General features: G+C 71.9%; 26 protein-coding genes. 21 read left to right on the forward strand and 5 right to left on the reverse strand.

What is annotated here, in order from left to right:
- Positions 1–20: 20 nt before the first annotated feature.
- The 3 genes from C5H89_RS13500 to C5H89_RS13510 all read right to left on the reverse strand — a co-directional run bounded on the left by C5H89_RS13500 (position 21) and on the right by C5H89_RS13510 (position 2,312).
- Positions 21–575, reverse strand: a complete 555-nt coding sequence (locus tag C5H89_RS13500) for a deoxynucleoside kinase (protein WP_240181856.1) — start codon at positions 573–575, stop codon at positions 21–23.
- A gap of 64 nt (positions 576–639) precedes the next feature.
- The gene (locus C5H89_RS13505) at positions 640–1,857 is read right to left on the reverse strand and encodes an amino acid deaminase/aldolase (protein WP_104107481.1); all 1,218 of its coding nucleotides are present in this window, start codon (positions 1,855–1,857) and stop codon (positions 640–642) included.
- On the reverse strand, positions 1,857–2,312 hold the full coding sequence (locus C5H89_RS13510; RefSeq protein ID WP_104107482.1) for a cellulose synthase: 456 nt from the start codon (positions 2,310–2,312) through the stop codon (positions 1,857–1,859). The genes C5H89_RS13505 and C5H89_RS13510 overlap by 1 nt, the downstream gene beginning before the upstream one ends.
- Before the next feature lie 22 nt (positions 2,313–2,334).
- Between C5H89_RS13510 and C5H89_RS13515 the strand changes: the two genes are divergently transcribed.
- From C5H89_RS13515 to C5H89_RS13540, 6 genes are all read left to right on the forward strand, one after another.
- Positions 2,335–2,853 carry an SseB family protein gene (locus C5H89_RS13515; RefSeq protein ID WP_104107483.1) on the forward strand — a complete coding sequence of 173 codons (519 nt, stop codon included), beginning with the start codon at positions 2,335–2,337 and terminating at the stop codon, positions 2,851–2,853.
- 374 nt (positions 2,854–3,227) lie between these two features.
- On the forward strand, positions 3,228–3,878 hold the full coding sequence (infC, locus tag C5H89_RS13520) for a translation initiation factor IF-3 (protein ID WP_240181863.1): 651 nt from the start codon (positions 3,228–3,230) through the stop codon (positions 3,876–3,878).
- Between the two features lie 69 nt (positions 3,879–3,947).
- Positions 3,948–4,142, forward strand: coding sequence for a 50S ribosomal protein L35 (rpmI, locus tag C5H89_RS13525; RefSeq protein ID WP_101524325.1), 195 nt, complete (start codon positions 3,948–3,950; stop codon positions 4,140–4,142).
- A gap of 68 nt (positions 4,143–4,210) precedes the next feature.
- Positions 4,211–4,594, forward strand: coding sequence for a 50S ribosomal protein L20 (rplT, locus tag C5H89_RS13530; protein ID WP_101524326.1), 384 nt, complete (start codon positions 4,211–4,213; stop codon positions 4,592–4,594).
- An 8-nt stretch (positions 4,595–4,602) separates the two neighbouring features.
- A complete protein-coding gene (locus C5H89_RS13535) occupies positions 4,603–5,397 on the forward strand; it encodes an RNA methyltransferase (protein ID WP_205305015.1) in 795 nt (264 codons plus the stop codon).
- Positions 5,398–5,415: 18 nt separating this feature from the next.
- Positions 5,416–5,682 (forward strand): DUF4031 domain-containing protein, encoded by a 267-nt coding sequence (locus C5H89_RS13540; protein ID WP_104107484.1) that lies wholly within the window; start codon positions 5,416–5,418, stop codon positions 5,680–5,682.
- Here the strand turns inward: C5H89_RS13540 and C5H89_RS13545 are convergent.
- Complete coding sequence (locus C5H89_RS13545) at positions 5,627–6,286, reverse strand: hypothetical protein (protein WP_104107485.1); 660 nt, start codon at positions 6,284–6,286, stop codon at positions 5,627–5,629. The two genes, C5H89_RS13540 and C5H89_RS13545, sit on opposite strands and share 56 nt — an antisense overlap.
- 3 nt (positions 6,287–6,289) lie before the next feature.
- Between C5H89_RS13545 and C5H89_RS13550 the strand changes: the two genes are divergently transcribed.
- The 6 genes from C5H89_RS13550 (at position 6,290) to C5H89_RS13575 (ending at position 15,420) form a co-directional block, all read left to right on the forward strand.
- Positions 6,290–7,327 carry a PAS domain-containing sensor histidine kinase gene (locus tag C5H89_RS13550; protein WP_104107486.1) on the forward strand — a complete coding sequence of 346 codons (1,038 nt, stop codon included), beginning with the start codon at positions 6,290–6,292 and terminating at the stop codon, positions 7,325–7,327.
- Between the two features lie 93 nt (positions 7,328–7,420).
- Positions 7,421–8,131 carry a response regulator transcription factor gene (locus C5H89_RS13555; RefSeq protein ID WP_104107487.1) on the forward strand — a complete coding sequence of 237 codons (711 nt, stop codon included), beginning with the start codon at positions 7,421–7,423 and terminating at the stop codon, positions 8,129–8,131.
- Complete coding sequence (locus C5H89_RS13560) at positions 8,124–10,772, forward strand: DUF4153 domain-containing protein (RefSeq protein WP_104107488.1); 2,649 nt, start codon at positions 8,124–8,126, stop codon at positions 10,770–10,772. The genes C5H89_RS13555 and C5H89_RS13560 overlap by 8 nt, the downstream gene beginning before the upstream one ends.
- 54 nt (positions 10,773–10,826) lie before the next feature.
- On the forward strand, positions 10,827–11,924 hold the full coding sequence (gene pheS / locus C5H89_RS13565) for a phenylalanine--tRNA ligase subunit alpha (protein ID WP_104107489.1): 1,098 nt from the start codon (positions 10,827–10,829) through the stop codon (positions 11,922–11,924).
- Positions 11,924–14,404 (forward strand): phenylalanine--tRNA ligase subunit beta, encoded by a 2,481-nt coding sequence (gene pheT / locus C5H89_RS13570; protein WP_104107490.1) that lies wholly within the window; start codon positions 11,924–11,926, stop codon positions 14,402–14,404. The genes pheS and pheT overlap by 1 nt, the downstream gene beginning before the upstream one ends.
- Positions 14,405–14,538: 134 nt before the next feature.
- Positions 14,539–15,420 (forward strand): dienelactone hydrolase family protein, encoded by an 882-nt coding sequence (locus C5H89_RS13575; RefSeq protein ID WP_104107491.1) that lies wholly within the window; start codon positions 14,539–14,541, stop codon positions 15,418–15,420.
- A 98-nt stretch (positions 15,421–15,518) separates the two neighbouring features.
- Here C5H89_RS13575 and C5H89_RS13580 read toward each other — a convergent pair whose 3' ends face one another.
- Complete coding sequence (locus C5H89_RS13580; RefSeq protein WP_104107492.1) at positions 15,519–16,394, reverse strand: maleylpyruvate isomerase family mycothiol-dependent enzyme; 876 nt, start codon at positions 16,392–16,394, stop codon at positions 15,519–15,521.
- A gap of 97 nt (positions 16,395–16,491) precedes the next feature.
- Here C5H89_RS13580 and argC point away from each other — a divergent pair, with 97 nt between their 5' ends.
- The 9 genes from argC to C5H89_RS13625 all read left to right on the forward strand — a co-directional run bounded on the left by argC (position 16,492) and on the right by C5H89_RS13625 (position 25,789).
- The gene (argC, locus tag C5H89_RS13585) at positions 16,492–17,535 is read left to right on the forward strand and encodes an N-acetyl-gamma-glutamyl-phosphate reductase (protein WP_104107493.1); all 1,044 of its coding nucleotides are present in this window, start codon (positions 16,492–16,494) and stop codon (positions 17,533–17,535) included.
- Complete coding sequence (gene argJ / locus C5H89_RS13590; RefSeq protein ID WP_104107494.1) at positions 17,532–18,683, forward strand: bifunctional glutamate N-acetyltransferase/amino-acid acetyltransferase ArgJ; 1,152 nt, start codon at positions 17,532–17,534, stop codon at positions 18,681–18,683. The genes argC and argJ overlap by 4 nt, the downstream gene beginning before the upstream one ends.
- Before the next feature lie 8 nt (positions 18,684–18,691).
- On the forward strand, positions 18,692–19,612 hold the full coding sequence (argB, locus tag C5H89_RS13595) for an acetylglutamate kinase (protein ID WP_104107495.1): 921 nt from the start codon (positions 18,692–18,694) through the stop codon (positions 19,610–19,612).
- Positions 19,609–20,784 (forward strand): acetylornithine transaminase, encoded by a 1,176-nt coding sequence (locus C5H89_RS13600; protein ID WP_104107496.1) that lies wholly within the window; start codon positions 19,609–19,611, stop codon positions 20,782–20,784. The genes argB and C5H89_RS13600 overlap by 4 nt, the downstream gene beginning before the upstream one ends.
- The gene (gene argF, locus C5H89_RS13605) at positions 20,781–21,707 is read left to right on the forward strand and encodes an ornithine carbamoyltransferase (protein ID WP_205305030.1); all 927 of its coding nucleotides are present in this window, start codon (positions 20,781–20,783) and stop codon (positions 21,705–21,707) included. The genes C5H89_RS13600 and argF overlap by 4 nt, the downstream gene beginning before the upstream one ends.
- Before the next feature lie 5 nt (positions 21,708–21,712).
- Positions 21,713–22,225, forward strand: a complete 513-nt coding sequence (locus C5H89_RS13610; RefSeq protein WP_104107497.1) for an arginine repressor — start codon at positions 21,713–21,715, stop codon at positions 22,223–22,225.
- A 61-nt stretch (positions 22,226–22,286) separates the two neighbouring features.
- On the forward strand, positions 22,287–23,720 hold the full coding sequence (gene argG / locus C5H89_RS13615) for an argininosuccinate synthase (RefSeq protein ID WP_104107498.1): 1,434 nt from the start codon (positions 22,287–22,289) through the stop codon (positions 23,718–23,720).
- 40 nt (positions 23,721–23,760) lie between these two features.
- Positions 23,761–25,185: an argininosuccinate lyase gene (gene argH, locus C5H89_RS13620; protein WP_104107499.1), complete on the forward strand. Its 1,425-nt coding sequence runs from the start codon at positions 23,761–23,763 to the stop codon at positions 25,183–25,185.
- Complete coding sequence (locus C5H89_RS13625) at positions 25,169–25,789, forward strand: DNA-3-methyladenine glycosylase (RefSeq protein ID WP_104107500.1); 621 nt, start codon at positions 25,169–25,171, stop codon at positions 25,787–25,789. Before argH ends, C5H89_RS13625 begins: the two co-directional genes overlap by 17 nt.
- Positions 25,790–25,869 lie beyond the last annotated feature (80 nt).

Raw genomic sequence — 25,869 nt, forward strand, 5'->3', positions numbered from 1 at the left:
CGCCACCCTATGAGCTGCTCTCAGCCGGTGGTCAGCACCAGGTCCGCGCGGTCCCGGGTCCGCTCCCGGGCGAAGTGCTCGTGCTCCTTGGCCGCCCAGGCGTCCCAGTGCGGGGCGAAGGCATCGCCGTCGCGAGCCAGCCCCCGTCGCATCCTGACGTCGTGCGCAGCCTCGACCCAGACCAGTGCCGAGCTGAAGGGCGCGGTGGCGCCGGAGCCGGCCGCGACGCCCTCCACCACCAGCACGGACGATGCCGGGACCGGCACCCGGGCGGCGAAGCCTCCCGCCAGCCAGTCGTAGCGGTGGTACGAGGCGGGGGTGCCGGCGGCAAGCGGCTCGAGCACGTCGGAGACCAGTGCGGCCACCGCCCCGTCCAAGCTGCCGTCCCACCCGTCGAGCAGCTCGTCCAGATGTACGACGGGCGCCTGGGTCGCCGCGGCCAACGTCGCGGCCAGCGTGGTCTTGCCGGACCCCGCGGGCCCGTCGATGCAGATCAGTCGGCCCGCGCCCAGGCGTGCGTGTCGGGAGGCCGCGAGCGCCAGGACGTGCGCGACCACGTCGGGGTCGGTGCTCACTGGCGGGGTCACTGGCGGGGTCACTGGCGGGGTCACGGTCGGGGGCACGGGGTCCTGTCGCCCCTCAGAAGGACTGTCCGGACCCGCGGTAGGTGGGCACGGAGTCCACGAGGCGCTCGCCGCTGAGCAGGTGGGCGGTGTTCGTGTGCTCGAACAGCTCCCCGGACTTGGCGTGCCGGAACCACACCAGGTCGCCGATGCGCAGGCTGCTGGCGGGATGCCCGGTGAGCGGGGTCTGCACCTCCCCGGCGCCCTCCAGGCCGGTCAGCCGGAGCCCGGGCGGGGCCCAGGGGATGGGGGCGCGGTCCTCACCGACGGGTCCCGAGGCGATGAGCCCACCCCCGTGCACCGTGGCGACGTCGGCGGATGGTCGTCGCGTCACCGGCACCCCGAAGAAGGCGGCGGGACGCGGGCGGAAGGACTGGTAGTGGTCGAAAAGCCCCGGGACCAGCAGGCCCGACCCGGCGGAGACCTCGGTGACCACCGGGTCCTGCGAGCTGGTCTCGATCGAGCCCGAGCCGCCGGCGTTCCACAGCTGCAGCGGGCCGAAGGGCTCCAGGGCACGGGCGATCTCGGCGCGCCGGGAGCCGAGCTGACTGACCGAGGCCTGCTTCAGCCGACGTACGACCGCGGACCGGGCACGCTGACCGGGGACGTCGTCGGGCACGCCCGCGACCTGGCCCTCGTAGGTCATCACGCCCACCAGCTGGAACCCCTCGCGGCGCGCGATCTCGGCGGCCAGGTTCACCACCGCGCCGGCGTCGTACAGGGGGGAGCGCTTGGGGCCCACGTGCTGGCTGGCCATCCTCAGGCCGGCGTCCACGTCGATGGCGACCCGGACCTGCACCGCCTTGGAGGCGCGGACGGCGTCGACGACGTCGAGATGGGCGACCTCGTCCACCATCAGGGTGATGGCGGCCGCGGCCGACGGGGAGGCGACGAGCCGGGAGAGCGACTCCAGGTCCACCGTCGGGTAGGCGACCAGGATGTCGTCGCTGATGCCGTGCTCCAGCAGCCACAGCGCCTCGCGCAGGGAGTAGCCGAGCACGCCTTGGAAGCCCGGGGTGGCCAGGGCGCGTGCGACCAGTGCGGGGACCCGCAGCGACTTGGAGGCCACCCGCACCGGGGTGCCTCCGGCCCGCCGCACCAGGTCCGCCGCGTTGGCGTCGAAGGCGTCCAGGTCCACCACCACCAGCGGCGTGGGCAGGTGCTCGCCGTGCTCCGCGACCGCCGAGACCAGCCTGGTCGCCAGCCGGTGCCGGGCGATGGTGGCGTCGTCCATCAGTTGATGCCGCGCTTGCGCAGCAGGGCCTCGATGTCCGCCAGGTCGTCGTCGACCACGGGGGCGGTGCGCGCGGAGGCGCCCCGGGGCAGCTTCCGCTCACCGGCCTTGTCCCCGGCCACCGCCGGGACGGCCCGCTCCTGCCGAGAGCGCAGCAGGCCGGAGAGCAGGAACAGGCTCACCGCCGCGCCGCCGAGCACCACCCCGGCCCACACGACGGGGCTGAAGACGAGGTGGGTGGCCCAGTCGGCGATCGAGCCGGCGATCTCGGTGACCATCTCCAAGGTCCCGGTGAGCCAGGCGGCGGCAGGCAGCAGCGTGAAGGCCGCGCCGCGCGTCCCGGCCGCGGCGCCGCGCCGGGTGAAGGCCCACCACGTGTACAGCGCGCCGAGCAGGGTCAGGGTCAGGGTCAGTGCGCCCCAGGTCACCTCGTCCACCTGCCAAGCGTCCCACATCTGCGTCTAGGCTCGGACCATCATGGTCGACCCACACCGCTTCGACGGCGCCCGGATCCTGGAGTCCTCGTTCCCCGACGACACCGGAGCGGCGGACCCCGCGCTGTCGGCGGCCCTGGCCGCCTTCGCTGCCGGCTCCGGCGGCTTCGCCGAGGTGGTCCAGGCCCTGGCTCCGACCCGGGTGCTGGTCCCTGTCGTGGCGGTCCTCGGCGAGGTGGAGGTCGACGACCAGGGCCTGGCCCACGACAAGTCCAGCGACATGGCGGCCGTCCTGCTCACCGGTGCCGACGGGCGGTTGGCGCTGCTGGCCTTCACCTCCTCGGACTCGCTGACCCGATGGAGCGCCGAGGCCCGTCCGGTGCCGGTGCCGGCCCGGGTCGCGGCCCAGAGCGCCGTGCAGGAGGGCGCCGCCGCCCTGGTCATCGACGTGGCGGGACCGTCCCAGTTCGTGCTCGAGGGCGAGGACCTGGCGGCGTTCGCAGCGGGGTGGACCCTGACCCGGGTGGGCGACGACCTGGGCTGGTTGCGCCCCGCGGAGTGAGTCTCGCGCTGGTCCGGGGGAGCGGCCACGGGAGAGTCGGCGGCGGCACGGGGGGGTCGATTGGCCGGGGCGGGAATGCTCGGGTAGCATTCATGCGTTGACCGATCGTCTCCGGCACCCGTCGGAGGAGATCACCAAGCGGAGGCAAGCACCACGCCCCCCACCCGCATCGGCCGAGTCAGGTCGTCGGGTCCGGTCGCGAAGGATGACCGACGGCAGTATTTGTCGGGCATCCCTCGAGGTGCATCCCGCAAAGGATGCGCCTGACTGGCTTCCGCTTGTACGAGCGGGAGCCATTGTTCATTTGTGGACGATGGCCCTGACATCAGACCACTGGAGGACACATCAGCACTGAGCTTCGTATCAACGAGCGGATCCGGGTTCCCGAGGTCCGCCTTGTTGGACCCAACGGCGAGACGGTCGGCATCGTTCCGACCGACCAGGCCCTCAAGCTGGCCCAGGAAGCAGACCTCGACCTCGTCGAGATCGCGCCCCAGGGCCGCCCGCCCGTCTGCAAGCTCATGGACTACGGGAAGTTCAAGTACGAGAACGCCCAGAAGGCCCGTGAGGCTCGGCGGAACCAGACGAACGTGATCATCAAGGAGATGAAGCTTCGTCCCAAGATCGACGCGCACGACTACGAGACGAAGAAGGGCCACGTGGTCCGCTTCCTCCGTGCCGGGGACAAGGTGAAGATCACCATCATGTTCCGTGGCCGTGAGCAGCACCGTCCCGAGCTCGGGTTCCGTCTGCTGCAGAAGCTGGCCGAGGACGTCAGTGAGCTCGGCTTCATCGAGTCCTCGCCCAAGCAGGACGGGCGCAACATGATCATGGTGCTCGGCCCGCACAAGAAGAAGGCCGACGCCAAGGTCGAGCTCCAGGCCGAGAAGGTGACCAAGGCCGCCGAGAAGGCAGCCGCCGACGCCGAGGAGCGCGCAGTGTTCGCTCCCAAGTCGGACCAGAAGGTCGCCCAGAAGAAGGAGCGCGGCCGCTCCGAGAACCTCGATCCCGAGATCGAGGCCTGAGCCCCACCCACGCACTCTCGGCGGTCCGCAGACCGTCGACGCACCACCACGAGTAGAGAGAGCATCCTGATGCCCAAGAACAAGAGCCACTCCGGTGCCGGCAAGCGCTTCCGCGTGACCGGTTCAGGCAAGATCCTTCGCGAGAAGGCCGGCAAGCGCCACAACCTGGAGAAGAAGTCCTCCAAGGTGACGCGTCGCCTGACCGGGACGGTCGAGGTCGCCAAGGCCGACGTTCCGCGCGCCAAGAAGATGCTGGGTCTCTGACCGTTCTTCGCCCCACTCACTTCCTCCTGGTCCGCTGACCGGGAAACACACAGCAACAAGGAGCAAAAATGGCACGCGTCAAGCGGGCAGTAAACGCCCACAAGAAGCGTCGGGTCGTCCTCGAGCGGGCCTCGGGCTACCGGGGTCAGCGTTCGCGTCTGTACCGCAAGGCCAAGGAGCAGGTCACCCACTCCCTGGTCTACAGCTACAACGACCGTCGCAAGAACAAGGGCAACTTCCGCAAGCTGTGGATCCAGCGCATCAACGCCGCGGCCCGCGCCAACGGCATGACCTACAACCGGTTCATCCAGGGCCTCGGCCTGGCCGGTGTCGAGGTCGACCGCAAGATCCTGGCCGAGCTGGCCGTCAACGACGCTCCCGCCTTCGCGGCGCTGGTGGAGACGGCCAAGGCCGCCCTGCCCGAGGACGTCAACGCCCCCAAGGCGTCCTGACCCCACTCGTGACCACTCCTCTGTCGCACGGCAACAGCCGCGTCAAGGAGGCACGGAAGCTCAGCCGCCGCTCGGTGCGAACCGAGCGGCGGCTTTTCCTTGCCGACGGCCCGAAGGCCGTCGAGGGCGCCCTGGGTGTTCGCGACTGCGTCGTCGAGGTCTTCGCCACCGCCGCCGCCCTCGAGCAGTACGCCGACCTGCTGGCCGCCGTCGACGAGGTCACGCTGGTCGACCCCCGGGCCATGGACTCCCTCTCGGACTCCGTCACCCCGGCTGGGGTGGTGGCCGTGTGCCGCTTCCTCGACGTCCCCCTGGACGCGGTGCTGGCCGACGGACCCCGGCTGGTGAGCGTGGGCGCCGACGTCCGCGACCCCGGCAACGCCGGGACCGTGATCCGCACCAGCGACGCGGCTGGTGCCGACGCCGTGGTGCTGAGCGGCCACTCGGTCGACCCCTACAACCCCAAGACCGTGCGCGCCACCGTGGGCAGCCTGTTCCACCTGCCGTTGGTGATCTCCGAGGACTCCGAGGCGGTGGTCGCCGCCCTCCGCACGGCCGGGCTCAGGGTGCTGGCCGCCGACGGCGCCGGGGAGCGCGACCTGCACGACCCGGCCCTGGAGGCCGACCTCGGTGGGCCAACCGCCTGGCTCTTCGGCAACGAGGCGCACGGTCTGCCCGAGGCGCTCGCGACCCTGGCCGACGACCGGGTCTCCATCCCCATCCACGGCCGCGCCGAGAGCCTCAACCTGGCGACCGCGGCGGCGCTCTGCCTCTATGCCAGTGCCCGGGTCCAGCGTTCCTGAGCGGCTATCGTTCTCCCGGTGATCCTGATCGACCCGCCGAGCGTGCCGCGCTGGGACCGGTGGTGGTCGCACCTGGCCAGCGACACGGGCTTCGCCGAGCTGCACGAGTTCGCGCAGCGCACCGGTCTGCCCAGCCGCGGGTTCGACCGGGACCACTACGACGTCCCGCAAGAGCTCTACGAGGCGATGGTGCTGGCCGGAGCCGTGCCGGTGCCGTCCCGGGAGCTGGTCAGGCGTCTGCGTCTGGCAGGCCTGCGACGTCCCAAGCCATCGTCCGCAACGTGACGAGCTCGGTGGAGACGTTGGTGCGTGCCTGGTGCTCCCACCGCTCACGCGCGTGCCGGGTCGCGTAGATCCACTCGCCCGCCAGCAGGTCCTCGAGCACGGCGATCCGGCCCGCGGCGAAGTCGCGGTCGCCGTACCGGGCGTACTCGCGGCGAATCCCTGCGGCGTACTGGGCGTAGCGTTGCGGGGTCGCGGCCAGGATGGCCAGGTCCGCGTCCGAGAGCGCCTGACCGGCCGCGTCCCCGGGCTCGGGACGGTGCCCGGCGGTGAGCCGGACCAGCCTCGCCACCTCGGCGGCGTCCGCGTCGGTGCCCGCGAGCGCCTCCGCTGCCCACTGGGCCGACCGCTCCTCGGCAGCTGACGTGCCGTCGTACACCGCGTCGTGGAACCAGGCCGCCAGCAGCACCTCGGTGGGCTCGAACCGATGGTCGACCGAGAGCTCTGCCAGCCGCTCGAACACCTCCACCAGGTGCCGTACGTCGTGGTATCCCCGGTCCGGGGAGCGGTAGGCCGCCTCGAGGTCGTGTCGCAGCTCGTCGTGATCGGACAGGGGCCACCAGCGAGTCAGGTCCGTCAGGTGCCCGGGGGACTCGCTAGATTCCATGCCGTGAGTCAACCAGATCTCGACGCGTTGCCCGACGGCGTGCTGATCGCCGACGCCGACGGTCTCGTCACCGTCGCCAACGCCGCCTCCCGATCCATGCTGGGGCGCTCCGAGCTCGTGGGGCGGCCGCTCGACGACGTGCTGACCCTGCTGGACCAGGACGGTCGGGACTGGTGCTCGGCCAACGAGCCGTACGGGGGCCTGGGGATCCGCACGGGCGTCCCCGAGCAGTCCTGGATCCTGCCCAACGGCGACGAGGTCCTGGTCAACGCCCGGCTCCGGCGATCCTCGCCCACCTCGCCGGTCGACCTGGTCACCCTCTGCCTGCGCAACGGGCGGGGACGTGCGCGCCTGGACCGGGAGCGCTCCGACCTGGTGGCGACCGTGGCCCACGAGCTCCGCTCGCCGCTGACCGGGGTCAAGGGCTTCGTCCAGGCGCTGCTCAACCGGTGGGACCAGCTCAGCGACGACCAGCGCAAGCTCATGCTCACCACCGTCAACGCTGACGCCGACCGTCTGGCCAGGCTGATCGCAGAGCTGCTGGACGTGGCACGGATCGACACCGGGCGGCTGAGCATCTATCCCCGCGAGGTCGACCCGGTCCTGCTGGCCGGGCGGGTCGTCAGCTCGGTGCAGGCGGCCACCTCGCGCCAGGTGCAGCTGGAGGCTCCCGAGGAGCAGCTGTGCGCCCATGCCGACCCGGACAAGTTCACCCAGGTGCTCACCAACCTGGTCGAGAACGGCGTCCGTCACGGCGAGGGCACGGTCCGGGTGTCCCTGCGGCGCCTGGACGGCGGGGAGTGGCCCGGGGTCAGGCTGATCGTGGACGACGAGGGGGAGGGCATCGCCGAAGGGATCCGGCGCCGGGTGTTCACCAAGTTCTGGACCGGCGGCACCGGCGGTGGGTCCGGTCTCGGGATGTACATCGTGGGCGGGCTGACCCGCGCCCACGGAGGCACGGTGACCATCACCGAGGCGCCCGGCGGCGGCGCCCGGGTGGCCGTGGACTGGCCCAGCGTCGACCTCCGTCCCTCCCGCTAGCCACCCCGCGCCCCTGCCGCCACCGGTGATCTGCACCAAGCCTTCACATGTCCTGGACCCCTTCTCCACGGCGCGGCTCCTAGGGTCGCGGTCATGGACGGTGTGCGCAGGACGGTGCTGGTGGTGGAGGACGAGCGGGTGATCAACGACGCCTTGGCGCAGCGGCTGCGCGCGGAGGGCTACCACGTCGTCCAGGCGTTCGACGGCCCGGCTGCGGTGTCGCTGGCCGCCGAGTCGCGTCCCGACGCCGTGGTGCTCGACGTGATGCTTCCGGGCCTGGACGGGCACGAGGTGTGTCGCCGCCTGCAGCTGGACCGACCGGTGCCGGTGCTGATGCTGACGGCACGCGACGACGAGGCCGACGTGCTCACCGGCCTGGCGGTGGGGGCCGACGACTACCTGACCAAGCCCTTCCGGATGCGCGAGGTGGTCGCCCGGGTGGCCGCGCTGCTGCGCCGGGTGCAGCGAGCCGCCGAGCTCGCCGCCGCGGGGGACACCACCCTGGTCTGCGGGGACCTGGTCGTCGACACCCGCCGGCGGCTCACCACGGTGGCGGGTCGCGCGGTGCACCTGACGCCGACCGAGTTCGACCTCCTGGTCTGCCTGGCCCGCCAACCGGGTGAGGTGCTGAGCAGGACCCGGCTGCTGGCGCAGGTGTGGGACTGGCCCGACGCCTCGGGCACCCGCACCGTGGACAGTCACGTCAAGGCCCTGCGCGGCAAGCTCGGCGCGCCACGGGTGCGCACGGTGCACGGCGTGGGCTACGCACTCGAGGTCGTGGGGGAGGGCAACAGCGATGGCTGAGGCCCACGTGCGTCCCCTGGACGCGGTCACCAGCATCAAGACCAAGCTCGGGGTCCTGGTGGGGGTCTCGGTCGTGGTGGCCGCCCTGCTCGGGGCGCTGGGGGCCGCGGCCGGAGTGCCGGGGTGGCTCACCGTCCCGGTCGCGGTCGCCCTGGCGCTGGGGGTCACCCAGCTGCTGGCGGCCGGGATGACCGAGCCCCTGCGCCAGATGACCCAGGTGGCACAGCAGATGGCACGGGGCGACTACTCCGGCCGGGTCCGTACGTCGGCCGGGGACGAGGTCGGTCAGCTAGCCCGGGCGTTCAACCGGATGGCCGAGGACTTGGCGACGGTGGACCGTGAGCGTCGGGACCTGGTCGCCACCGTGTCCCACGAGCTGCGCACGCCGCTGACCGCGATGACCGCGGTGCTGGAGAACCTCGCCGACGGCGTGGTCCCGGCGGACCGGGCGCACCTGGCCCAGGCGCTGGCGCAGGCCGAACGGCTCAGCGCCCTGGTCCAGGACCTGCTCGAGCTGTCCAGGGTGGAGGCCGGGGTGGTGCCGCTCGCCGCTCAGCAGGTCTCGGTCCGCACCCTGGTCGAGGACTGCGTGCGAGAGGTCAGCGCCGCCGGCCGCCGGGCGACGTACGACCTGTCGGTGCCGGCGGATCTCACCGTCACCGCCGACGAGATGCGCCTGCGGCAGCTGCTCACCAACCTGCTCGACAACGCGGCCCGGCACAGCCCGGACGCCCGCCCGGTGCGGGTCAGTGCCGGGGCCGACGGTGAGTCCTGGTGGCTGGAGGTCGAGGACCACGGCAGGGGAGTGCCCGAGGAGGACCGGGAGCGGGTCTTCGCGCGTTTCGGCACCGACCCCGAGGGGGGCGGCACCGGCCTCGGGCTCGCGGTCTCCCGCTGGGTGGCCACGCTGCACGGGGGGACGCTGCGCTTCGTCGACCCCAGGACGGACCAACCGGGGGCCCGCATCCGCCTGGTGCTGCCACAGGCCCCGGGCGCCGTCTACGCGCCGCACCCACCCGCGCCCACGGCGCCGGAGCAGGCGGCTGCCCCCGGGGAGCCGGCGCCGGACCGGGCCCCGACCGGGGCGTCGGTCACATCACCGGGGCTCCTCGACACGTTGTTCGCCACAATCTGGCCCGAGCCATCGGGGCTGCGCGGCAGACGGGTGGTGCTGGCTGCAGCGGGTGTCGGTCTGGTCGCCGGAGCCGTGATGACCTTCCAGGCCCCGGGACTCGCGTGGGCGCTGGTGCTGGTGCTGGCAGGCACGGCCGCGTTCGTCACCGCCCGCTACCGGCGGGCGCCGTTCACCGTCCTGTGCACGGTGCTGGCCGTGCTGCTGGTGCTGCCCGTGGTGCTGCTGGCAGCGTTCTGGGTGCAGGCGGTCAGCGTCCTGACGGCGGCCGCGGTCTTCCTCGCCGGGGTCACCCGGGGGCGCACCGTCCCGTCCTTCGTGCTGGCCTGGGTGAGCTGGCCCCTGTCCTCGCTGCGCGGACTGCCCTGGTTCGGGCGCAGCCTCTTCCTGGGCGGGACGGGTGGTCTGACGCCGGCGGTGGTGCGCACCACCGGGTGGTCGCTCCTGGCCCTGCTGGTCTTCGGCTTCCTGTTCGCCTCCGCCGACGCCCTGTTCGCCTCCTGGGTGGACGCCGTGGTGCCGAGCCTCTCGGTGGGCGACACCGTGGTGCGCGGGTTCGTGGCGGTGGCCGTCTTCGGCCTCACCCTGGCCGCGGCGTACCTGGCGCTCAACCCGCCCGCGCTCAGGGAGGGAGCGAGAGCGGTCCCGCTGGCCAACCGGTTCGAGTGGCTGGCCCCCGTGCTGCTGGTGGACGCGGTCTTCGCGGTCTTCCTGCTGGCCCAGGCGACCGTGGTCTTCGGCGGGCACGACTACCTGGAGCGGACCACGGGCGTCACCTACGCCGACTACGTGCACCAGGGGTTCGGCCAGCTCACCGTGGCGACGGCCCTGACCCTGCTCGTGGTGTGGGCCGCGTCGCGGCGCGCGGGAAGCACGGTCGCGGACCGGCTCTGGCTACGGATCTCCCTGGGCCTGCTGTGCGCCTTCACCCTGGTCGTGGTCGCCTCCGCGCTCTACCGGATGCACGTCTACCAGGAGGCCTACGGTTTCACCGGTCTCCGGCTCTTCGTCGATCTCTTCGAGGGGTGGCTCGGAGCGGTGGTGCTGCTGGTGATGGTGGCCGGGGCGCTGGGACACGGGCGGTGGCTGCCGAGGGCGGCGCTGGTGCTCGGGGCGGTCGGTGTGCTCTGCCTGGCCGCGATCAACCCCGACGCCTGGGTCGCGCGTCAGAACCTGGACCGGTACGTCGAGACGGGCAAGCTCGACGTCGCGTACCTCCGGGGCCTGTCCCAGGACGCGGTCCCGGTCATCGTCGAGGACCTGCCTCCCGGTGCCGCCAGGTGTGCCGCGCCGGCGCCACCTCCCGCCGAGGAGAGCGACGGGTTCTGGTCGTGGAACCTGGGCCGCGCCCGTGCCGAGGAGGCGCGCGAGGACCTCCCGACGTCGCCGCCGAGCGCGGTCGGGGACGACCTGTGCGAGCCGGCGTACGACGTCTACCCGCCGGACCCGGCGGCGTCCACGACCCGGCACCGGCAAACCGGTTCGTCGGTTGCGCGGGGCACTTCCTAGACTGGCCCCCGGCCCGCTCGTGGGCGGGCCGTTCCCCCAGCCCGGAAGGCAGTCATGTCGGGACCCAACACCGAGTACGACCCTGTCGAGGTCACGCCCCTGCGCGCCGACGAGGTCGAGGCGATGCGTGACGCGGCCTTGGCCGCCATCGACCAGGCGGGTGACCTGGAGACGTTGAAGCAGGTGCGCCTGGACCACGCCGGCGACCGTTCGCCACTGGCACTGGCGAACCGGGAGATCGGCGCGCTGCCGCCCCAGGCCCGCAAGGAGGCCGGCCAGCGGGTCGGCCAGGCCCGCGGCGCGATCAACAAGGCGCTCGGCCGTCGCCAGGAGGTGCTGGAGGCGGAGCACGAGGAGCGGATGCTGGTCGAGGAGACCGTCGACGTCACCTTGCCCACCGACCGACGCCCTCGCGGGGCCCGGCACCCGGTCACCACGTTCTCGGAGCGGCTGATGGACGTCTTCGCGGCGATGGGCTGGGACGTGGCCGAGGGGCCGTGGGTGGAGGCCGAGTGGCTCAACTTCGACGCCCTCAACATGGGCGCGGACCACCCGGCGCGCACCATGCAGGACACCTTCTGGCTCGAGCCCGCGGACGCGGGCCTGGTGCTGCGCACCCACACCTCCCCGGTCCAGGCCCGGACCATGCTCACCCGGGAGCCCCCGATCTACGTGGTGTGCCCCGGACGGGTCTACCGCTCCGACGAGATCGACGCCACGCACTCCCCGGTGTTCCACCAGATCGAGGGCCTGGTCGTCGACAAGGGCATCACCATGGCCCACCTCAAGGGCTCGCTGGACCACATGACCACCGCTCTCTTCGGCGAGGGCATCACCACCCGGTTCCGGCCGTCGTACTTCCCCTTCACCGAGCCGTCGGCGGAGATGGACATGGTCTGCTTCGTGTGCCGCGGTCAGGACTCGGAGTCCTGTCGCACCTGCCGCGGCGAGGGCTGGATCGAGCTGGGGGGCTGCGGGGTGGTGAACCCGCGGGTGCTGCGTGCCTGCGGCGTCGACCCCGAGGTCTACAGCGGGTTCGCGTTCGGCTTCGGCATCGACCGGATGCTGATGTTCCGGCACAACGTCGAGGACCTGCGTGACGTCTTCGAAGGTGACGTCCGTTTCGCCCAGCCGTTCGGAGTGGAGATCTGATGAAGGCGCCCGTTTCCTGGATCCGCGAGTATGCCGGTCTGCCCCAGGACCTCTCGCTCGACGAGCTCACCCACCGCCTCACGATGCTCGGGCTCAAGCTCGAGGCGATCGAGACCCCCGGGGACGCCATCACCGGGCCGCTGGTGCTGGGTCGCGTGCTGACGATCGAGAAGGAGCCGCAGAAGAACGGCAAGGTCATCAACTGGTGCACCGTCGACGTGGGCGATGCCAACGGCACCGGGGAGCCGCAGGGCATCATCTGCGGCGCCCACAACTTCGTCGAGGGCGACCTGGTGGTCGTCTGCCTGCCCGGCGCCGTGCTGCCCGGCAACTTCGAGATCAGCGCCCGTAAGACCTACGGGCACATCTCCGCCGGGATGATCTGCTCGGCCCGCGAGCTCGGGCTGGGGGAGGACCACGACGGCATCATCGTGCTGCCCGCCGACGCCGGCGACCCGGGCACGGACGCCTTTCCGGTGCTCTCGCTGGACGACCCGGTCATCGAGTTCGAGATCAACCCCGACCGGGCCTACGCGCTGTCCCTGCGTGGCATCGCGCGGGAGGCCGCCCTGGGCTTCGACGCCCCCTTCACGGACCCGGCGCAGCGGGAGCTGCCGCCGGCCAACGACTCCGGCTACCCGGTCGTGGTGGAGGACCCCGCCGGCTGCCCGGTCTTCGTGGCCCGCTCGGTCTCCGGCTTCGACCCTGCCGCCACCACGCCGGAGTGGATGGCCACCCGCCTGGAGCAGTGCGGGATGCGACCGATCAGCCTGGCGGTCGACATCACCAACTACGTCATGCTCGAGCTCGGGCAGCCGATCCACGGCTACGACCGCAGCAGGCTCTCCGGTGCCATCCGGGTGCGCCGCGCCCAGCAGGGCGAGCAGCTCACCACCCTCGACGGCCAGCGCCGCACCCTCAGCCCCGAGGACCTGCTGATCACCGACGACTCCGGACCCATCGGCATCGCCGGCACCATGGGCGGCGCGACGACCGAGCTGTCCGGGAGCACCACCGAAATCGTGGTGGAGGCCGCCCACTTCGACGCCACCTCGGTGTTCCGCACCGAGAAGCGGCACCGGCTGCCCTCCGAGGCGTCCAAGCGGTTCGAGCGGGGCGTGGATCCCACCATTCCCGAGGCCGCTGCCGACCGGGTCGTGGAGCTGTTGGTCAGCCTCGGCGGCGCCGTCGCCGATCCCGGGGTCACCGTCGTCGGGACACCCCCGGCGGCCCGGAGCATCACCATCCCGGCCGACCTCCCGGCGCGGATCTCCGGGATGGACGTCACCGAGGAGACCACCGTCGCGGACCTCCAGGCGATCGGCTGCCAGGTCAGCGTCGCCGACGGGTCGCTGACCGCCGTCGTACCGCCCTGGCGCCCCGACCTGACCGACCCCTACGACCTCGTCGAGGAGGTCGTGCGGATCGTCGGCTACGACCGGGTGCCCTCGGTCCTGCCGCCGGCTCCAGCCGGTCAGGGCTGGACCCCGACCCAGCGCCTGAGGCGGCGGGTCGGGCTCACCCTCGCCGGTGCCGGGTTCACCGAGACCATCACCTACCCCTTCGTCGGTACGTCGGCGTGGGACCGTCTCGGACTGCCCGAGGGCGACCCGCGGCGCCAGGCGCTCAAGATCGCGAACCCGCTCAACAGCGAGGAGCCGCTGCTGGCGACCACCTTGCTGCCGGGCATCCTGGAGGCGTTGAGCCGCAACGTGGGCCGTGCCAACCCCGACGTCGCCCTCTTCGAGCACTCCCTGGTCTTCCGGCCCACCGGCGAGGAGAAGGCGCCGATCCCGGGCGTCGAGCAGCGTCCCGACGCCTCGGAGTGGGCAGCGATCCAGAAGGCGGTCCCGGCCCAGCCGATGCACCTGGCGGTGGCCGTGACCGGCCAGCGTGACGCTGCGGGCTGGTGGGGTCCGGGACGCCAGGCGGACTGGTCCGACGTCATCGGCGCCGTTCGGGAGGTGGCCGAGGCGCTGGGTGTCGAGGTGTCGGTGTCCCAGTCGTCGCTCGAGCCCTGGCACCCGGGCCGCTGTGCGGAGTTCCGGGTCGGTGACCGGGTCATCGGCCACGGCGGTGAGCTGCACCCCAAGGTCTGCAAGGCTTTCGGGCTGCCGCCCCGGTCGGCGGCCGCCGAGGTCGACCTCGACGTCCTCATCTCGCACGCCACCTCCGTGGTGCAGGCGCCCCGGTTCTCGAGCTTCCCGGTCGCGAAGGAGGACGTCGCCCTGGTGGTCGACGCCGGAGTGCCGGCCGCCGCGGTGGAGGAGGCGCTGAGGGAGGGTGCCGGAGAGCTGCTGGAGTCGGTCCGCCTCTTCGACGTCTACACCGGTGACCAGGTGGGTCCGGGCCGCAAGTCGCTGGCGTTCGCGCTGCGGCTGCGGGCCTCGGACCGCACCCTGAAGGAGGGGGAGTCCGCCGCAGCCCGCGACGCAGCGGTGGCCCTGGCGGGAGAGCGCACCGGCGCCGTGCAGCGCTGAGGGACTCTGGGCGCTGTGCACATGGTGGGTGACACCATCACGCTCTTAGCGTGATGGTGATCACACCCCCTGGCTCGTCGTTCCTCAGCCACCAGGTCGAGGAATGCCCGCCCTGTCATGTCTCGGAGTCACGTATGAACCATCGTTCACGGATCCTCAGTGCACTGGCCGCCACCGTCGGCCTGCTCCTCCCGATCGCCGGCATCGCTTCCCCGGCGACAGCGGCAAGCCCCTACGAGCGGGGCCCCGACCCGTCCCGGACGAGCATCGAGGCGCGGCGCGGCCCGTTCGCGGTCACGTCCACCTCGGTCTCGGACCTGTCCACGCCCGGTTTCGGGTCGGCCACCATCACCTACCCGACCTCCACGGCGGAGAGCACCTACGGCGCCGTGGCGGTCTCGCCCGGCTTCACAGCGTCGGAGTCCACGATCGCGTGGCTGGGCCCGCGCCTCGCGTCCCAGGGCTTCGTCGTCATCACGTTCAACACCCAGTCCCGGCTGGACCAGCCCGCCGCACGTGGAGACCAGCTCCTGGCCGCGCTGGACTACCTGACCCAGCGCAGCAGCACCACGATCCGCTCCCGCATCGACCCCACCCGGCTGGCCGTCATCGGCCACTCGATGGGTGGCGGCGGCACCCTGGAGGCGGCCAAGGACCGGCCGTCGCTGCAGGCCACGGTCGGGCTGACGCCGTGGAACCTGGACAAGAGCTGGCCTGAGATCCGTACGCCCAGCCTGGTGATCGGCGCAGAGAGCGACACTGTCGCCCCCGTGGGGTCGCACGCCGTGCCGTTCTACCAGTCGATCCCGAGCTCCACGGCCAAGGCCTATCTCGAGCTCAACAACGCCAGCCACTTCGCGCCCAACACCGAGAACACCACCATCGCCTCGTCCACCATCAGCTGGCTCAAGCTCTACGTCGACGACGACGACCGCTACCGGCAGTTCCTCTGCCCGGGGCCGCAGTCGTCGGCAACGGGCGCTGTCTCCGACTACCGCAACACCTGCACCAACTGAGGCGGCTCAGCGGCTGCACCCCCTGAGCCGCCTACCCGCCGACCGACGGCTCGCCTCGACCGGTTCGCTCGACCGGCCGAGGCGGGCCGTTGCCTGCGCTAGTCAATGGATCCTCCCAACAGCCTCCGGAGCCGGCCCAGTGCCTCGGCGTCCCCGGCGGTGCGGATCTCGGAGTCGTCGCTGCGGTGCCACAACCAGGCGTCCAGGGCGCCGGCTGTGCCCTCGATGACGGCGTCGGGCTCGACGGCCGGGTCGCTGACCACCATCACGTCCTCCTCGTCGTGGGAGGTGCCGGTCTCCGGGTCGGTCCCGACGAAGCGGGCCAGGTTGACCCAGACCTGGTCGCCGGTGTCGGTGGTGTCCACCCGCACGTGCGCCTCGCCCGGGACGTGCCTGCCCCAGGTCGGGCAGCCGCCGTACATCACCGCCAGGAGCTCGTGCACACCGTCGGCGGCCAGCCTGGGGTCAAGGGCGGTGACCGAGTCGGCCGCCAGCTCGGCGTCCAGCCGGTGGATGAGCGCCTCATGAGCCTGGCGTCGCAGGATGAAACCCACTGTGTGGTCCGCCGACCAGGTCCACGCCTCGTCCGCCACGGCGGCGCCGCCCAGCTCCTGGAGCAGGTCGGCCGAGGCCTGGTCGAAGAACCCCAGCAGGTCGTCGTGGCTCGGCGGGCGCTCTGGCTCGGCGAAGTCGTCGTCGGTCGGCGCGGTCGGGCGCTCGCGCACCACTCGGGCCCAGAAGTGCTGGACGTGGCCGAGGTGCCACAGCAGGTCACTGGCGTTCCACGCCGGGCAGCTGGGCACCGGCGCGGCGGGGTCGCAGTGTTCCAGCACCTCGCGGAACCGGGCGGACTCGGTCTCGAGATGTCGCAGGTAGTCCGCCCGGCTGAGGCCGCTCGGGGGGCCGGGAGTTTGGCCAGGAACCTGGCTGGGAACCTGGTCGGGCGGGGTGGAGGGTCTCGGGACATCCGACATGATGTGATCCTAGGTCCCGGTACCGGGGGAGTGGCCAGTTCATTTTCTGAGACGCCGACCGGTCCCGACGCATGACCATGCATAGGTGTGTATTGTTATGCAGGTGAGTGACAAGAAGCTGCGAGTCGCGGTCGCCGGTGCCAGCGGGTACGCCGGAGGCGAGGTGCTCCGTCTCCTGCTCGGGCACCCGGACGTGGAGATCGGTGCCCTGACCGGAGGCTCCAACGCCGGCCAGTCGATGGGCACCCTCGTGCCGCACCTGGTGCCGCTGGCCGACCGCGTGCTCGAGGAGACGACGCCGGCGACCCTGGCCGGGCACGACGCCGTCTTCCTCGGCCTGCCCCACGGCCAGTCCGCGGGGGTGGCCAACGCGCTGGGCGGCGACACCGTCGTGATCGACTGCGGCGCCGACTTCAGGCTGACCGACGCCGCCGCCTGGGAGAAGTTCTACGGTTCCCCGCACGCCGGCTCGTGGCCCTACGGCATCCCGGAGCTGCCGGGCCTGCGCCAGGAGCTGGTGGGCGCCCGGCGGATCGCGGTCCCCGGCTGCTATCCCACGATCTCCTCGCTCGCCGCGTTCCCCGCGCTGGCCGCGGGACTCGTCCAGCCGGACGTCAGCATCGTCGCGGCCAGTGGTACCTCCGGCGCCGGCAAGGCTGCCAAGACCAACCTGCTGGGCAGCGAGGTGATGGGCAACGCCTCGGCCTACGGCGTGGGCGGTGCGCACCGGCACACCCCGGAGATCATCCAGAACCTGGAGCGGGTCCACGGTGGCTCGGTGCGGGTCTCGTTCACCCCGATGCTGGTGCCGATGCCCCGCGGCATCCTGGCCACGGTCTCCGCGCCCCTGGTCGGTGAGACCACCCCGGAGGAGGCGTACGACGTCTACGCCAAGGCCTTCGCCGACGAGCCCTTCGTCCACCTGCTGCCCTTCGGGCAGTGGCCCCAGACCAAGTCCGTGGTCGGGTCCAACGCCGTCCACCTCCAGGTCACCGTGGATGCCGAGGCCCGACGACTCGTGGCGGTCGGCGCGGTGGACAACCTCACCAAGGGCACCGCGGGGGCCGCCGTCCAATGCTTCAACCTCGCCTTCGGGCTCGAGGAGACCACCGGACTGACGACGATCGGACTCGCACCATGACCACCACCCACCCCGCCGGCTTCCTTGCTGCCGGCGTCGCCGCCGGACTCAAGTCCAGCGGCGCCCGTGACCTCGCCCTGGTCGTCAACCAGGGCCCGACGTACGACTCAGCGACGGTGTTCACCGCCAACCGCTGCAAGGCCAACCCGGTCCTGTGGAGCCAGGAGGTCGTCAAGGACGGGGTGGTCCGGGCAGTCGTCCTGAACTCCGGCGGGGCGAACTGCTACACCGGTCCCGAAGGCTTCCAGACCACGCACGCTGTGGCCGAGCAGGTGGCGGGCCACCTCGGGATCGGTGCCATCGACGTGGTGGTGTGCTCCACCGGCCTCATCGGTCTGGCCAACCCCCGCGAGAACCTCCTGGCGGGGGTGGACGCCGCCCACGCCGCGCTGGCCGCCGACGGTGGCCACGACGCCGCGGCGGCGATCATGACCACCGACAGCGTGGCCAAGACCGTGGTGGTCGAGGGTGCCGGCTGGTCGATCGGCGGGATGGCGAAGGGCGCCGGCATGCTCGCGCCCGCGCTCGCCACCATGCTGGTGGTGCTGACCACCGACGCGGTCGTCCCCGCCGCCGAGCTCGACGAGGCCCTGCGTGCGGCCACCCGGCTCACCTTCGACCGGTTGGACTCCGACGGCTGCATGTCGACCAACGACACGGTGACGGTGATGGCCAGCGGCGCCTCCGGGATCACGCCCTCGCCGGACGACTTCACCGCAGCCCTGACCCAGGCGTGCAGCGACCTGGCCATGCAGCTGCTCAAGGACGCCGAGGGCGCCGACCACGAGATCGCGATCACCGTCCTGCACGCCGTCAGTGAGGCGGAGGCCGTGGAGGTCGCGCGCAGCGTCGCCCGGAGCAACCTCTTCAAGGCCGCCATCTTCGGCAACGACCCCAACTGGGGCCGGGTGCTGGCCAGCATCGGCACCACCGAGGCCGAGTTCGACCCCGCTGACCTCGACGTCGCGATGAACGGTGTGTGGGTCTGCCGCAACTCCACTCCCGCGGAGGACCCCGCCGGGGTCGACCTGAAGCCGCGTGAGGTGTCGGTGACCATCGACCTCAAGGCAGGCACGGAGCGGGCGACGGTGTGGACCAACGACCTGACCCATGCCTACGTGCACGAGAACAGCGCGTACAGCTCGTGAGGCGCCCGATGAACGCTCCGGACCCGGCCAAGGCCGCCACGCTCGCCGCGGCACTGCCGTGGCTCAAGCGCTACCACGGCAAGACGATCGTGGTGAAGTACGGCGGCAACGCGATGACCGACGACTCCCTCAAGAGGGCCTTCGCCGAGGACATCGCCTTCCTGCGGTTCGCCGGGTTCAAGCCCGTCGTGGTGCACGGCGGCGGGCCCCAGATCTCCGCCATGCTGGACCGCCTCGGCATCGTCTCGGAGTTCCGCGGGGGACTGCGGGTGACGACCCCCGAGGCGATGGACGTGGTCCGGATGGTGCTGGTGGGCCAGGTGCAGCGCGAGCTGGTCGGGCTCATCAACTCCCACGGCCCCCTGGCCGTCGGCCTCTCCGGCGAGGACGCCGGGCTGTTCACCGCCGAGCCCGCCAGCACGATCGTGGACGGCGAGTCGGTCGACCTCGGTCTGGTCGGCGAGGTCGCGTCCGTGCGCCCCGAGGCGGTGCAGGACCTGGTCGAGGCCGGGCGGATCCCGGTGATCTCCAGCGTCGCGCCCGACGCCGACGGACTGGTGCACAACGTCAACGCCGACACCGCCGCCGCAGCGCTGGCCGTGGCGCTGGGCGCCGAGAAGCTGCTGGTGCTCACCGACGTCGAGGGCCTGTACCGCGACTGGCCGGGCAGCGACGACGTGATCCAGGAGATCAGCCCCGAGGCCCTGGCCGAGCTGATGCCGTCGCTGGCCAGTGGCATGGTGCCCAAGATGGCGGCGTGCCTGGCCGCCGTGGAGGGCGGGGTGCAGCGGGCCACGGTGGTCGACGGCCGCCAGGCCCACGCGGTGCTGCTGGAGATCTTCACCGACGAGGGCGTCGGCACGCAGGTGCTGCCAGGCGTCCCGACCCTGATCCGCAAGGCCTACTCGAGCACGGGGGATGAGTCATGACCTGGCAGCAGCGCTACGAGTCGTCGGTGATGAACACCTTCGGCACCCCGGCCCTGGCCCTGACCCGGGGCGAGGGCGCCCGGGTCTGGGACACCGACGGCAAGGCCTACCTCGACCTCTTCGGCGGGATCGCCGTCAACGCTCTGGGACACGCGCACCCGGCCCTGGTGCACGCGGTGACGCGCCAGCTGCAGACCCTGGGGCACGTCTCCAACCTGTTCACCAGCGAGCCGCAGGTGGCCCTGGCGGAGCGGCTGGTGGGCCTGTTCGGCCACGACGCCCGGGTCTTCTTCGCCAACTCGGGCTCGGAGGCCAACGAGGCCGCCCTCAAGCTGACCCGCCTGACCGGGCGCAGCCACGTGGTGGCGGCTCACGGCGCATTCCACGGCCGCACCATGGGCTCGTTGTCGCTGACCGCCAAGGAGGCGTACCGCGCGCCGTTCGAGCCGTTGCCCGGTGACGTCACCTGGGTGCCGTACGGCGACTCCGAGGCGCTGGCCGCCGCCGTCACCGACGCCACGGCCGCCGTGGTCCTGGAGCCGCTGCAGGGCGAGGCCGGGGTGCTGGTCCCGCCGGACGGCTACCTCGTCGACGCCCGTCGGATCACCCGTGAGCACGGGACCCTGCTCTGGCTCGACGAGGTGCAGACCGGTATCGGCCGGACCGGACGCTGGTTCGCCCACCAGGCGGTCGCCGACCTGGAGCCCGACATCGTGACCCTGGCCAAGGGACTGGGCGGCGGCGTGCCCATCGGTGCCACCATCGCCGGTCGCGCGACCGCCGCGCTCTTCTCCCCGGGCAACCACGGCACCACCTTCGGTGGCAACCCCGTGGCCTGCGCGGCCGCGCTGGCCGTGCTGGACACCATCGAGTCCGACGGCCTGCTGGACCATGTGGTGCGGCTGGGCAAGCGGCTCAGCGACGTCGTCGCCTCGGCCCCCGAGGTCGTCGCGGTGCGGGGGAGCGGACTGATGATCGGCGCCGACCTGGCGCACGAGGTCGCACCCCAGGTGGTCCAGGCCGGACGGGACGCGGGATTCCTGCTCAACGCCACCGGACCGTCGACGCTGCGGTTCGTGCCGCCGTTGGTGCTCACCGACGGCGACGTGGACCAGTTCGCCGCGGCGTGGCCGGGGATCCTGGCCGCCGCCGACTCCGCGGGGACGCCCTGATGCGCCACCTGCTGGCCGACGACGACCTGAGCCCAGCGGAGCAGGGCGAGCTCCTCGCCCTGGCCGCGGCGCTGAAGGCAGCGCCGTTCTCGCAGCGGCCCCTGGCCGGTCCCCGCAGCGTGGCGATGATCTTCGACAAGCAGACCCTGCGCACCCAGACGTCCTTCTCCGCCGGCATCGCCGAGCTGGGCGGCCACCCGATGGTCATCGAGGGGTCGCTGGCCGGCATCGGCACCCGGGAGTCGGTCCCCGACGTGGCACGGGTGGTCGGACGCCAGGCCGCGGCCATCGTCTGGCGCACCGACGCCCAGCAGCGTCTCGAGGAGATGGCGCAGCACGCCGGGGTGCCGGTGGTGAACGCGCTCAGCGACGACTACCACCCCTGTCAGCTGCTCGCCGACCTGCTCACCGTCAGCGAGCACAAGGGCCAGCTCGCCGGGCTGAGCGTCGCCTTCCTCGGTGACGGCGCGTGCAACATGGGCAGCTCCTGGCTGCTGGCCGGCGCCACCGCCGGCATGCACGTCCGGATCGCCGCGCCGCAGCACTTCCAGCCGGACCAGGGCGTGACCGACCGGGCCCGGAAGATCGCCACCACCACCGGCGGTTCCGTCGCCGTGGACGACGACCCGGTGACCGCTGTGCGGGACGCCGACGTGGTGGTGACCGACACCTGGGTCTCCATGGGCAAGGAGGCCGAGGTCGAGCAGCGCCTCGCGACCCTGGCGCCGTACCGCCTGGGCGCCGAGCTCTTCGCCCACGCCAAGGACGACGCCATCGCGATGCACTGCCTGCCCGCCTACCGGGGCACGGAGATCGACGCCGAGGTCCTGGACGGGCCCCGCAGCGTCGTGTGGGACGAGGCGGAGAACCGCCGCCACGTCCAGAAGGCGGTGCTCGTGTGGTTGCTGGGTGCGGCGGGGTGACGGCCATGGCTCACACCCCGGCGACCAAGAGCGCCCGCCACTCCCGCATCATCGACCTCGTGACCCACCACCACGTGCGCTCCCAGGGCGAGCTGGCAGACCTGCTCTCCGAGAGCGGTCTGCACGTCACGCAGGCGACCCTGTCCCGGGACCTGGTGGAGCTGGACGCGGTGAAGGTCCGCACCGGCGACGGGACCCTGGTCTACGCCGTGCCGTCGGAGGGGGGAGACCGTGCGCCCGCGTCCGTGGAGAGCACCGCGGCCTCCCAGCACCGGCTGGCCAGGCTCTGCGCCGAGCTGCTGGTCAGCGCCGAGGCCAGCGCCAACCTCGTGGTCCTGCGCACCCCGCCGGGTGCCGCCCAGTTCCTCGCCTCCGCCTTCGACAAGGCCGACCTCGCGGACGTCCTGGGCACCATCGCCGGGGACGACACACTCCTGGTGATCAGTCGCGAGCCCTCGGGCGGCGAAGAGCTGGCCCGACGATTCTTGGCGCTGGCGAACAGCTCGTCCGCGCCCTGACCCGTAGACACCTCCCGTTCTCGAGCACGTCAACACAGTCTTCAAGACAAGGAACCCCCCTGTGAGCAAGGTCCTCACCTCCCTGCCCGTCGGCGAACGTGTCGGCATCGCCTTCTCCGGCGGCCTGGACACCTCGGTCGCCGTCGCCTGGATGCGCGCCAAGGGCGCCGTCCCCTGCACCTACACCGCCGACATCGGCCAGTACGACGAGCCGGACATCTCCGGTGTCCCGGACCGGGCGCGTGAGTACGGCGCCGAGATCGCGCGCGCCGTGGACTGCAAGCTGCCCCTGGTCCAGGAGGGCCTCGCGGCTCTGGCCTGCGGGGCCTTCCACATCCGCTCGGGCGGCCGGGCCTACTTCAACACCACCCCGCTGGGCCGGGCGGTGACCGGCACCATGCTGGTCCGGGCCATGCACGAGGACGGCGTGGACATCTGGGGCGACGGGTCGACGTTCAAGGGCAACGACATCGAGCGCTTCTACCGCTACGGCCTGCTGGCCAACCCCGAGCTGCGGATCTACAAGCCCTGGCTGGACGCCGCGTTCGTCACCGAGCTGGGGGGACGCACCGAGATGAGCCAGTGGCTGACCGAGCGCGGCCTGCCCTACCGCGACTCCCAGGAGAAGGCGTACTCCACCGACGCCAACATCTGGGGGGCCACGCACGAGGCCAAGACCCTGGAGCACCTCGACGTCTCGCTGGAGACCGTCGAGCCCATCATGGGCGTCAAGTTCTGGGACCCCTCGGTGGCCATCGAGACCGAGGACATCACCGTCCGCTTCCAGGGTGGACGCCCGGTGGCGATCAACGGCACCACCTACGACGACCCGGTGGCGCTGGTCCACGAGGCCAACATCATCGGTGGCCGGCACGGCCTGGGCATGAGCGACCAGATCGAGAACCGGATCATCGAGGCCAAGTCGCGAGGCATCTACGAGGCACCCGCGATGGCGCTGCTGTGGATCGCCTACGAGCGGCTCCTCAACGCCATCCACAACGAGGACACCATCGCCAACTACCACGCCGAAGGACGTCGCCTGGGCCGTCTCCTCTACGAGGGCCGGTGGCTGGACCCGCAGGCGCTGATGCTGCGGGAGTCCATCCAGCGCTGGGTGGCCTCGCTGGTGACCGGTGAGGTCACCATCCGGCTGCGTCGTGGGGAGGACTACACGGTGCTCCGCACCAGCGGCCCCGACTTCTCCTACCACCCCGACAAGCTCTCGATGGAGCGGACCGAGAACGCCGCCTTCGGTCCCACCGACCGGATCGGGCAGCTGACGATGCGCAACCTCGATATCGCCGACTCCCGCGCCAAGCTCGAGCTCTACGCCCAGCAGCCCCTCGACGAAGGCCAGGTCCTGGTCGAGAACGGGCACCTGCTGGGGCGCCTGGAGGCCGGCGGCGCCGAGCGCATCGCGGAGAACCCCCAGGCTGAGGGCATCGACTGGGACCTGGCGCTGGACAACGCAGCGATGGAGTCCGGCACCGACTGAGCAGCTCCACCCTCCTCCACCTGATCCGAAGGACGACACCGTGACCGACGCAAGCAGCACCAACACCGGCAAGCTCTGGGGCGGCCGGTTCGCCGGCGGCCCCTCGCCGGAGCTCGACGCTCTGTCCCGATCCACGCACTTCGACTGGCGACTGACGCCGTACGACCTCGCCGGGTCCCGGGCGCACGCGAACGCCCTGCACGCCGCGGGGCTGCTCAGCGACGCGGACCACCAGACGCTGCTGGACGGTCTGCACCGCCTGGGGGAGAGGTACGACGCCGGCGAGCTGGCTCCGGACGAGAGCGACGAGGACGTGCACGGCGCCCTGGAGCGACTGCTGCTGGACGAGGTGGGCGCCGACGTGGGCGGCCGACTGCGCGCGGGCCGGAGCCGCAACGACCAGATCGCGACGCTGTTCAAGATGTTCCTCCGGGACCATGCCCGGGTGCTGACCGCTCAGGTGCTGGAGCTGGTGGACGTCCTCGCCGGACAGGCCCGCGACCACCTCGACGTCATCATGCCGGGACGCACCCACCTCCAGCACGCCCAGCCGGTGCTGCTGGCCCATCACCTGCTGGCGCACGCATGGCCTCTGATCCGCGACGTGGACCGGCTCGCCGACTGGGACGCCCGGGTGGCCGCCGACTCGCCCTACGGCTCGGGCGCGCTCGCGGGGAGCACGCTGGGGCTGGACCCTGAGGCCGTGGCAGCGGAGCTCGGGTTCTCCGGTTCGTCCCCGAACTCCCTCGACGGGACCGCCGCCCGTGACTGGGTGGCCGAGTTCGCGTTCGTCACCGCGATGATCGGCGTGGACGTGAGCCGACTCGCGGAGGACGTCATCTTGTGGTCGACCCGCGAGTTCGACTTCGTGCGGCTGCACGACTCGTGGTCGACGGGCTCCAGCATCATGCCGCAGAAGAAGAACCCCGACATCGCCGAGCTCGCACGGGCCAAGGCGGGTCGGGTCATCGGGAACCTGGCCGGACTGATGGCCACCCTGAAGGCGCTGCCCCTGGCCTACAACCGCGACCTCCAGGAGGACAAGGAGCCGGTCTTCGACTCCGTCGACACCCTCGAGGTGCTGCTGCCGGCGTTCACCGGCATGGTGGCGACCTTGGAGTTCAACACCGAGCGGATGACGCGGCTGGCGCCCGACGGCTTCTCGCTGGCCACCGACATCGCCGAGTGGCTGGTCAGGGAGGGCACTCCGTTCCGGGTGGCGCACGAGGTCGCCGGCGCCTGCGTGCAGCTCTGCGAGCAGCAGGGGATCGAGCTGCACGAGCTCACCGACGAGCAGTTCGCCTCGATCTCCCCGGCCCTGCGGCCCGAGGTGCGCCACGTGCTCACCGCCGAAGGGTCGGTGGCGGCCCGCAACGGCCGCGGCGGCACCGCACCGGTGCGGGTGCGCGAGCAGCTGAGCGAGCTCGTCGAGTCCGCAGCCCGGCACCGTGACCGACTGGCCTGAGGCCCGCCGGCTGCTGGCCGGCGAAGGGCTCGACGTCGCACCGTTGCTGCTGGGCGCGGTGCTGACGGTGCGTGGGGTGAGCGTGCGGATCACCGAGGTGGAGGCGTACGCCGGTGCGCAGGACCCCGGCTCCCACGCCTTCCGAGGCCGCACTCCGCGCAACGCCACGATGTTCGGGCCTCCCGGGCACTTGTACTGCTACCGGATCTACGGCCTGCACACCTGCGCCAACGTGGTGTGCGGGCCTGAAGGTACGGCCTCGGCGGTGCTGCTCCGTGCAGGTGAGGTGATCGCCGGCCAGGACGAGGCCCGCTCCCGGCGTGGGGAGGTGCCCCCGCGCCAGCTGGCACGAGGGCCGGCCAACCTCGCCCAGGCGCTGGGCCTGACCCATGCCGACGACGGCCTGGACCTGGCGGGCCTCCTGACCGGGTTCCCCGGGCCCGGTGTGGAGGGGGAGGTGGCGACCGGCCCGCGGGTCGGCCTTCGGCAGGCCGCGGATCGCCCCTGGCGGTTCTGGCTGGCGGGGGAGCCGAGCGTCTCTGCCTACCGCCCAGCAGCAGCTCTGCGCAGCAAGACCCGCTCTGACCTGGGCAAACGTGGTTAGGTACCCCCGATTTGGGGGTGGGCGGCGAGGTGGTGCTAGTGTTCCTCTTGTCGCCGCGAGCGGCTCCCGCCAATGGCCAG

The sequence above is a fragment of the Nocardioides sp. 616 genome (assembly GCF_002930065.1).
GTDB lineage: Bacteria > Actinomycetota > Actinomycetes > Propionibacteriales > Nocardioidaceae > Nocardioides > Nocardioides houyundeii.

What these genes read in the sequence shown, in the direction of transcription:
- C5H89_RS13505 (WP_104107481.1), bottom strand. Translation starts at nt 1,857, where the DNA reads ATGGACGACGCCACCATCGCCCGGCACCGGCTGGCGACCAGGCTGGTC.
- C5H89_RS13510 (WP_104107482.1), bottom strand. Translation starts at nt 2,312, where the DNA reads ATGTGGGACGCTTGGCAGGTGGACGAGGTGACCTGGGGCGCACTGACC.
- C5H89_RS13515 (WP_104107483.1), top strand. Translation starts at nt 2,335, where the DNA reads ATGGTCGACCCACACCGCTTCGACGGCGCCCGGATCCTGGAGTCCTCG.
- rpmI (WP_101524325.1), top strand. Translation starts at nt 3,948, where the DNA reads ATGCCCAAGAACAAGAGCCACTCCGGTGCCGGCAAGCGCTTCCGCGTG.
- rplT (WP_101524326.1), top strand. Translation starts at nt 4,211, where the DNA reads ATGGCACGCGTCAAGCGGGCAGTAAACGCCCACAAGAAGCGTCGGGTC.
- C5H89_RS13545 (WP_104107485.1), bottom strand. Translation starts at nt 6,286, where the DNA reads ATGGAATCTAGCGAGTCCCCCGGGCACCTGACGGACCTGACTCGCTGG.
- C5H89_RS13555 (WP_104107487.1), top strand. Translation starts at nt 7,421, where the DNA reads ATGGACGGTGTGCGCAGGACGGTGCTGGTGGTGGAGGACGAGCGGGTG.
- C5H89_RS13560 (WP_104107488.1), top strand. Translation starts at nt 8,124, where the DNA reads ATGGCTGAGGCCCACGTGCGTCCCCTGGACGCGGTCACCAGCATCAAG.
- pheS (WP_104107489.1), top strand. Translation starts at nt 10,827, where the DNA reads ATGTCGGGACCCAACACCGAGTACGACCCTGTCGAGGTCACGCCCCTG.
- pheT (WP_104107490.1), top strand. Translation starts at nt 11,924, where the DNA reads ATGAAGGCGCCCGTTTCCTGGATCCGCGAGTATGCCGGTCTGCCCCAG.
- C5H89_RS13575 (WP_104107491.1), top strand. Translation starts at nt 14,539, where the DNA reads ATGAACCATCGTTCACGGATCCTCAGTGCACTGGCCGCCACCGTCGGC.
- C5H89_RS13580 (WP_104107492.1), bottom strand. Translation starts at nt 16,394, where the DNA reads ATGTCGGATGTCCCGAGACCCTCCACCCCGCCCGACCAGGTTCCCAGC.
- argC (WP_104107493.1), top strand. Translation starts at nt 16,492, where the DNA reads ATGCAGGTGAGTGACAAGAAGCTGCGAGTCGCGGTCGCCGGTGCCAGC.
- argJ (WP_104107494.1), top strand. Translation starts at nt 17,532, where the DNA reads ATGACCACCACCCACCCCGCCGGCTTCCTTGCTGCCGGCGTCGCCGCC.
- argB (WP_104107495.1), top strand. Translation starts at nt 18,692, where the DNA reads ATGAACGCTCCGGACCCGGCCAAGGCCGCCACGCTCGCCGCGGCACTG.
- C5H89_RS13600 (WP_104107496.1), top strand. Translation starts at nt 19,609, where the DNA reads ATGACCTGGCAGCAGCGCTACGAGTCGTCGGTGATGAACACCTTCGGC.
- C5H89_RS13610 (WP_104107497.1), top strand. Translation starts at nt 21,713, where the DNA reads ATGGCTCACACCCCGGCGACCAAGAGCGCCCGCCACTCCCGCATCATC.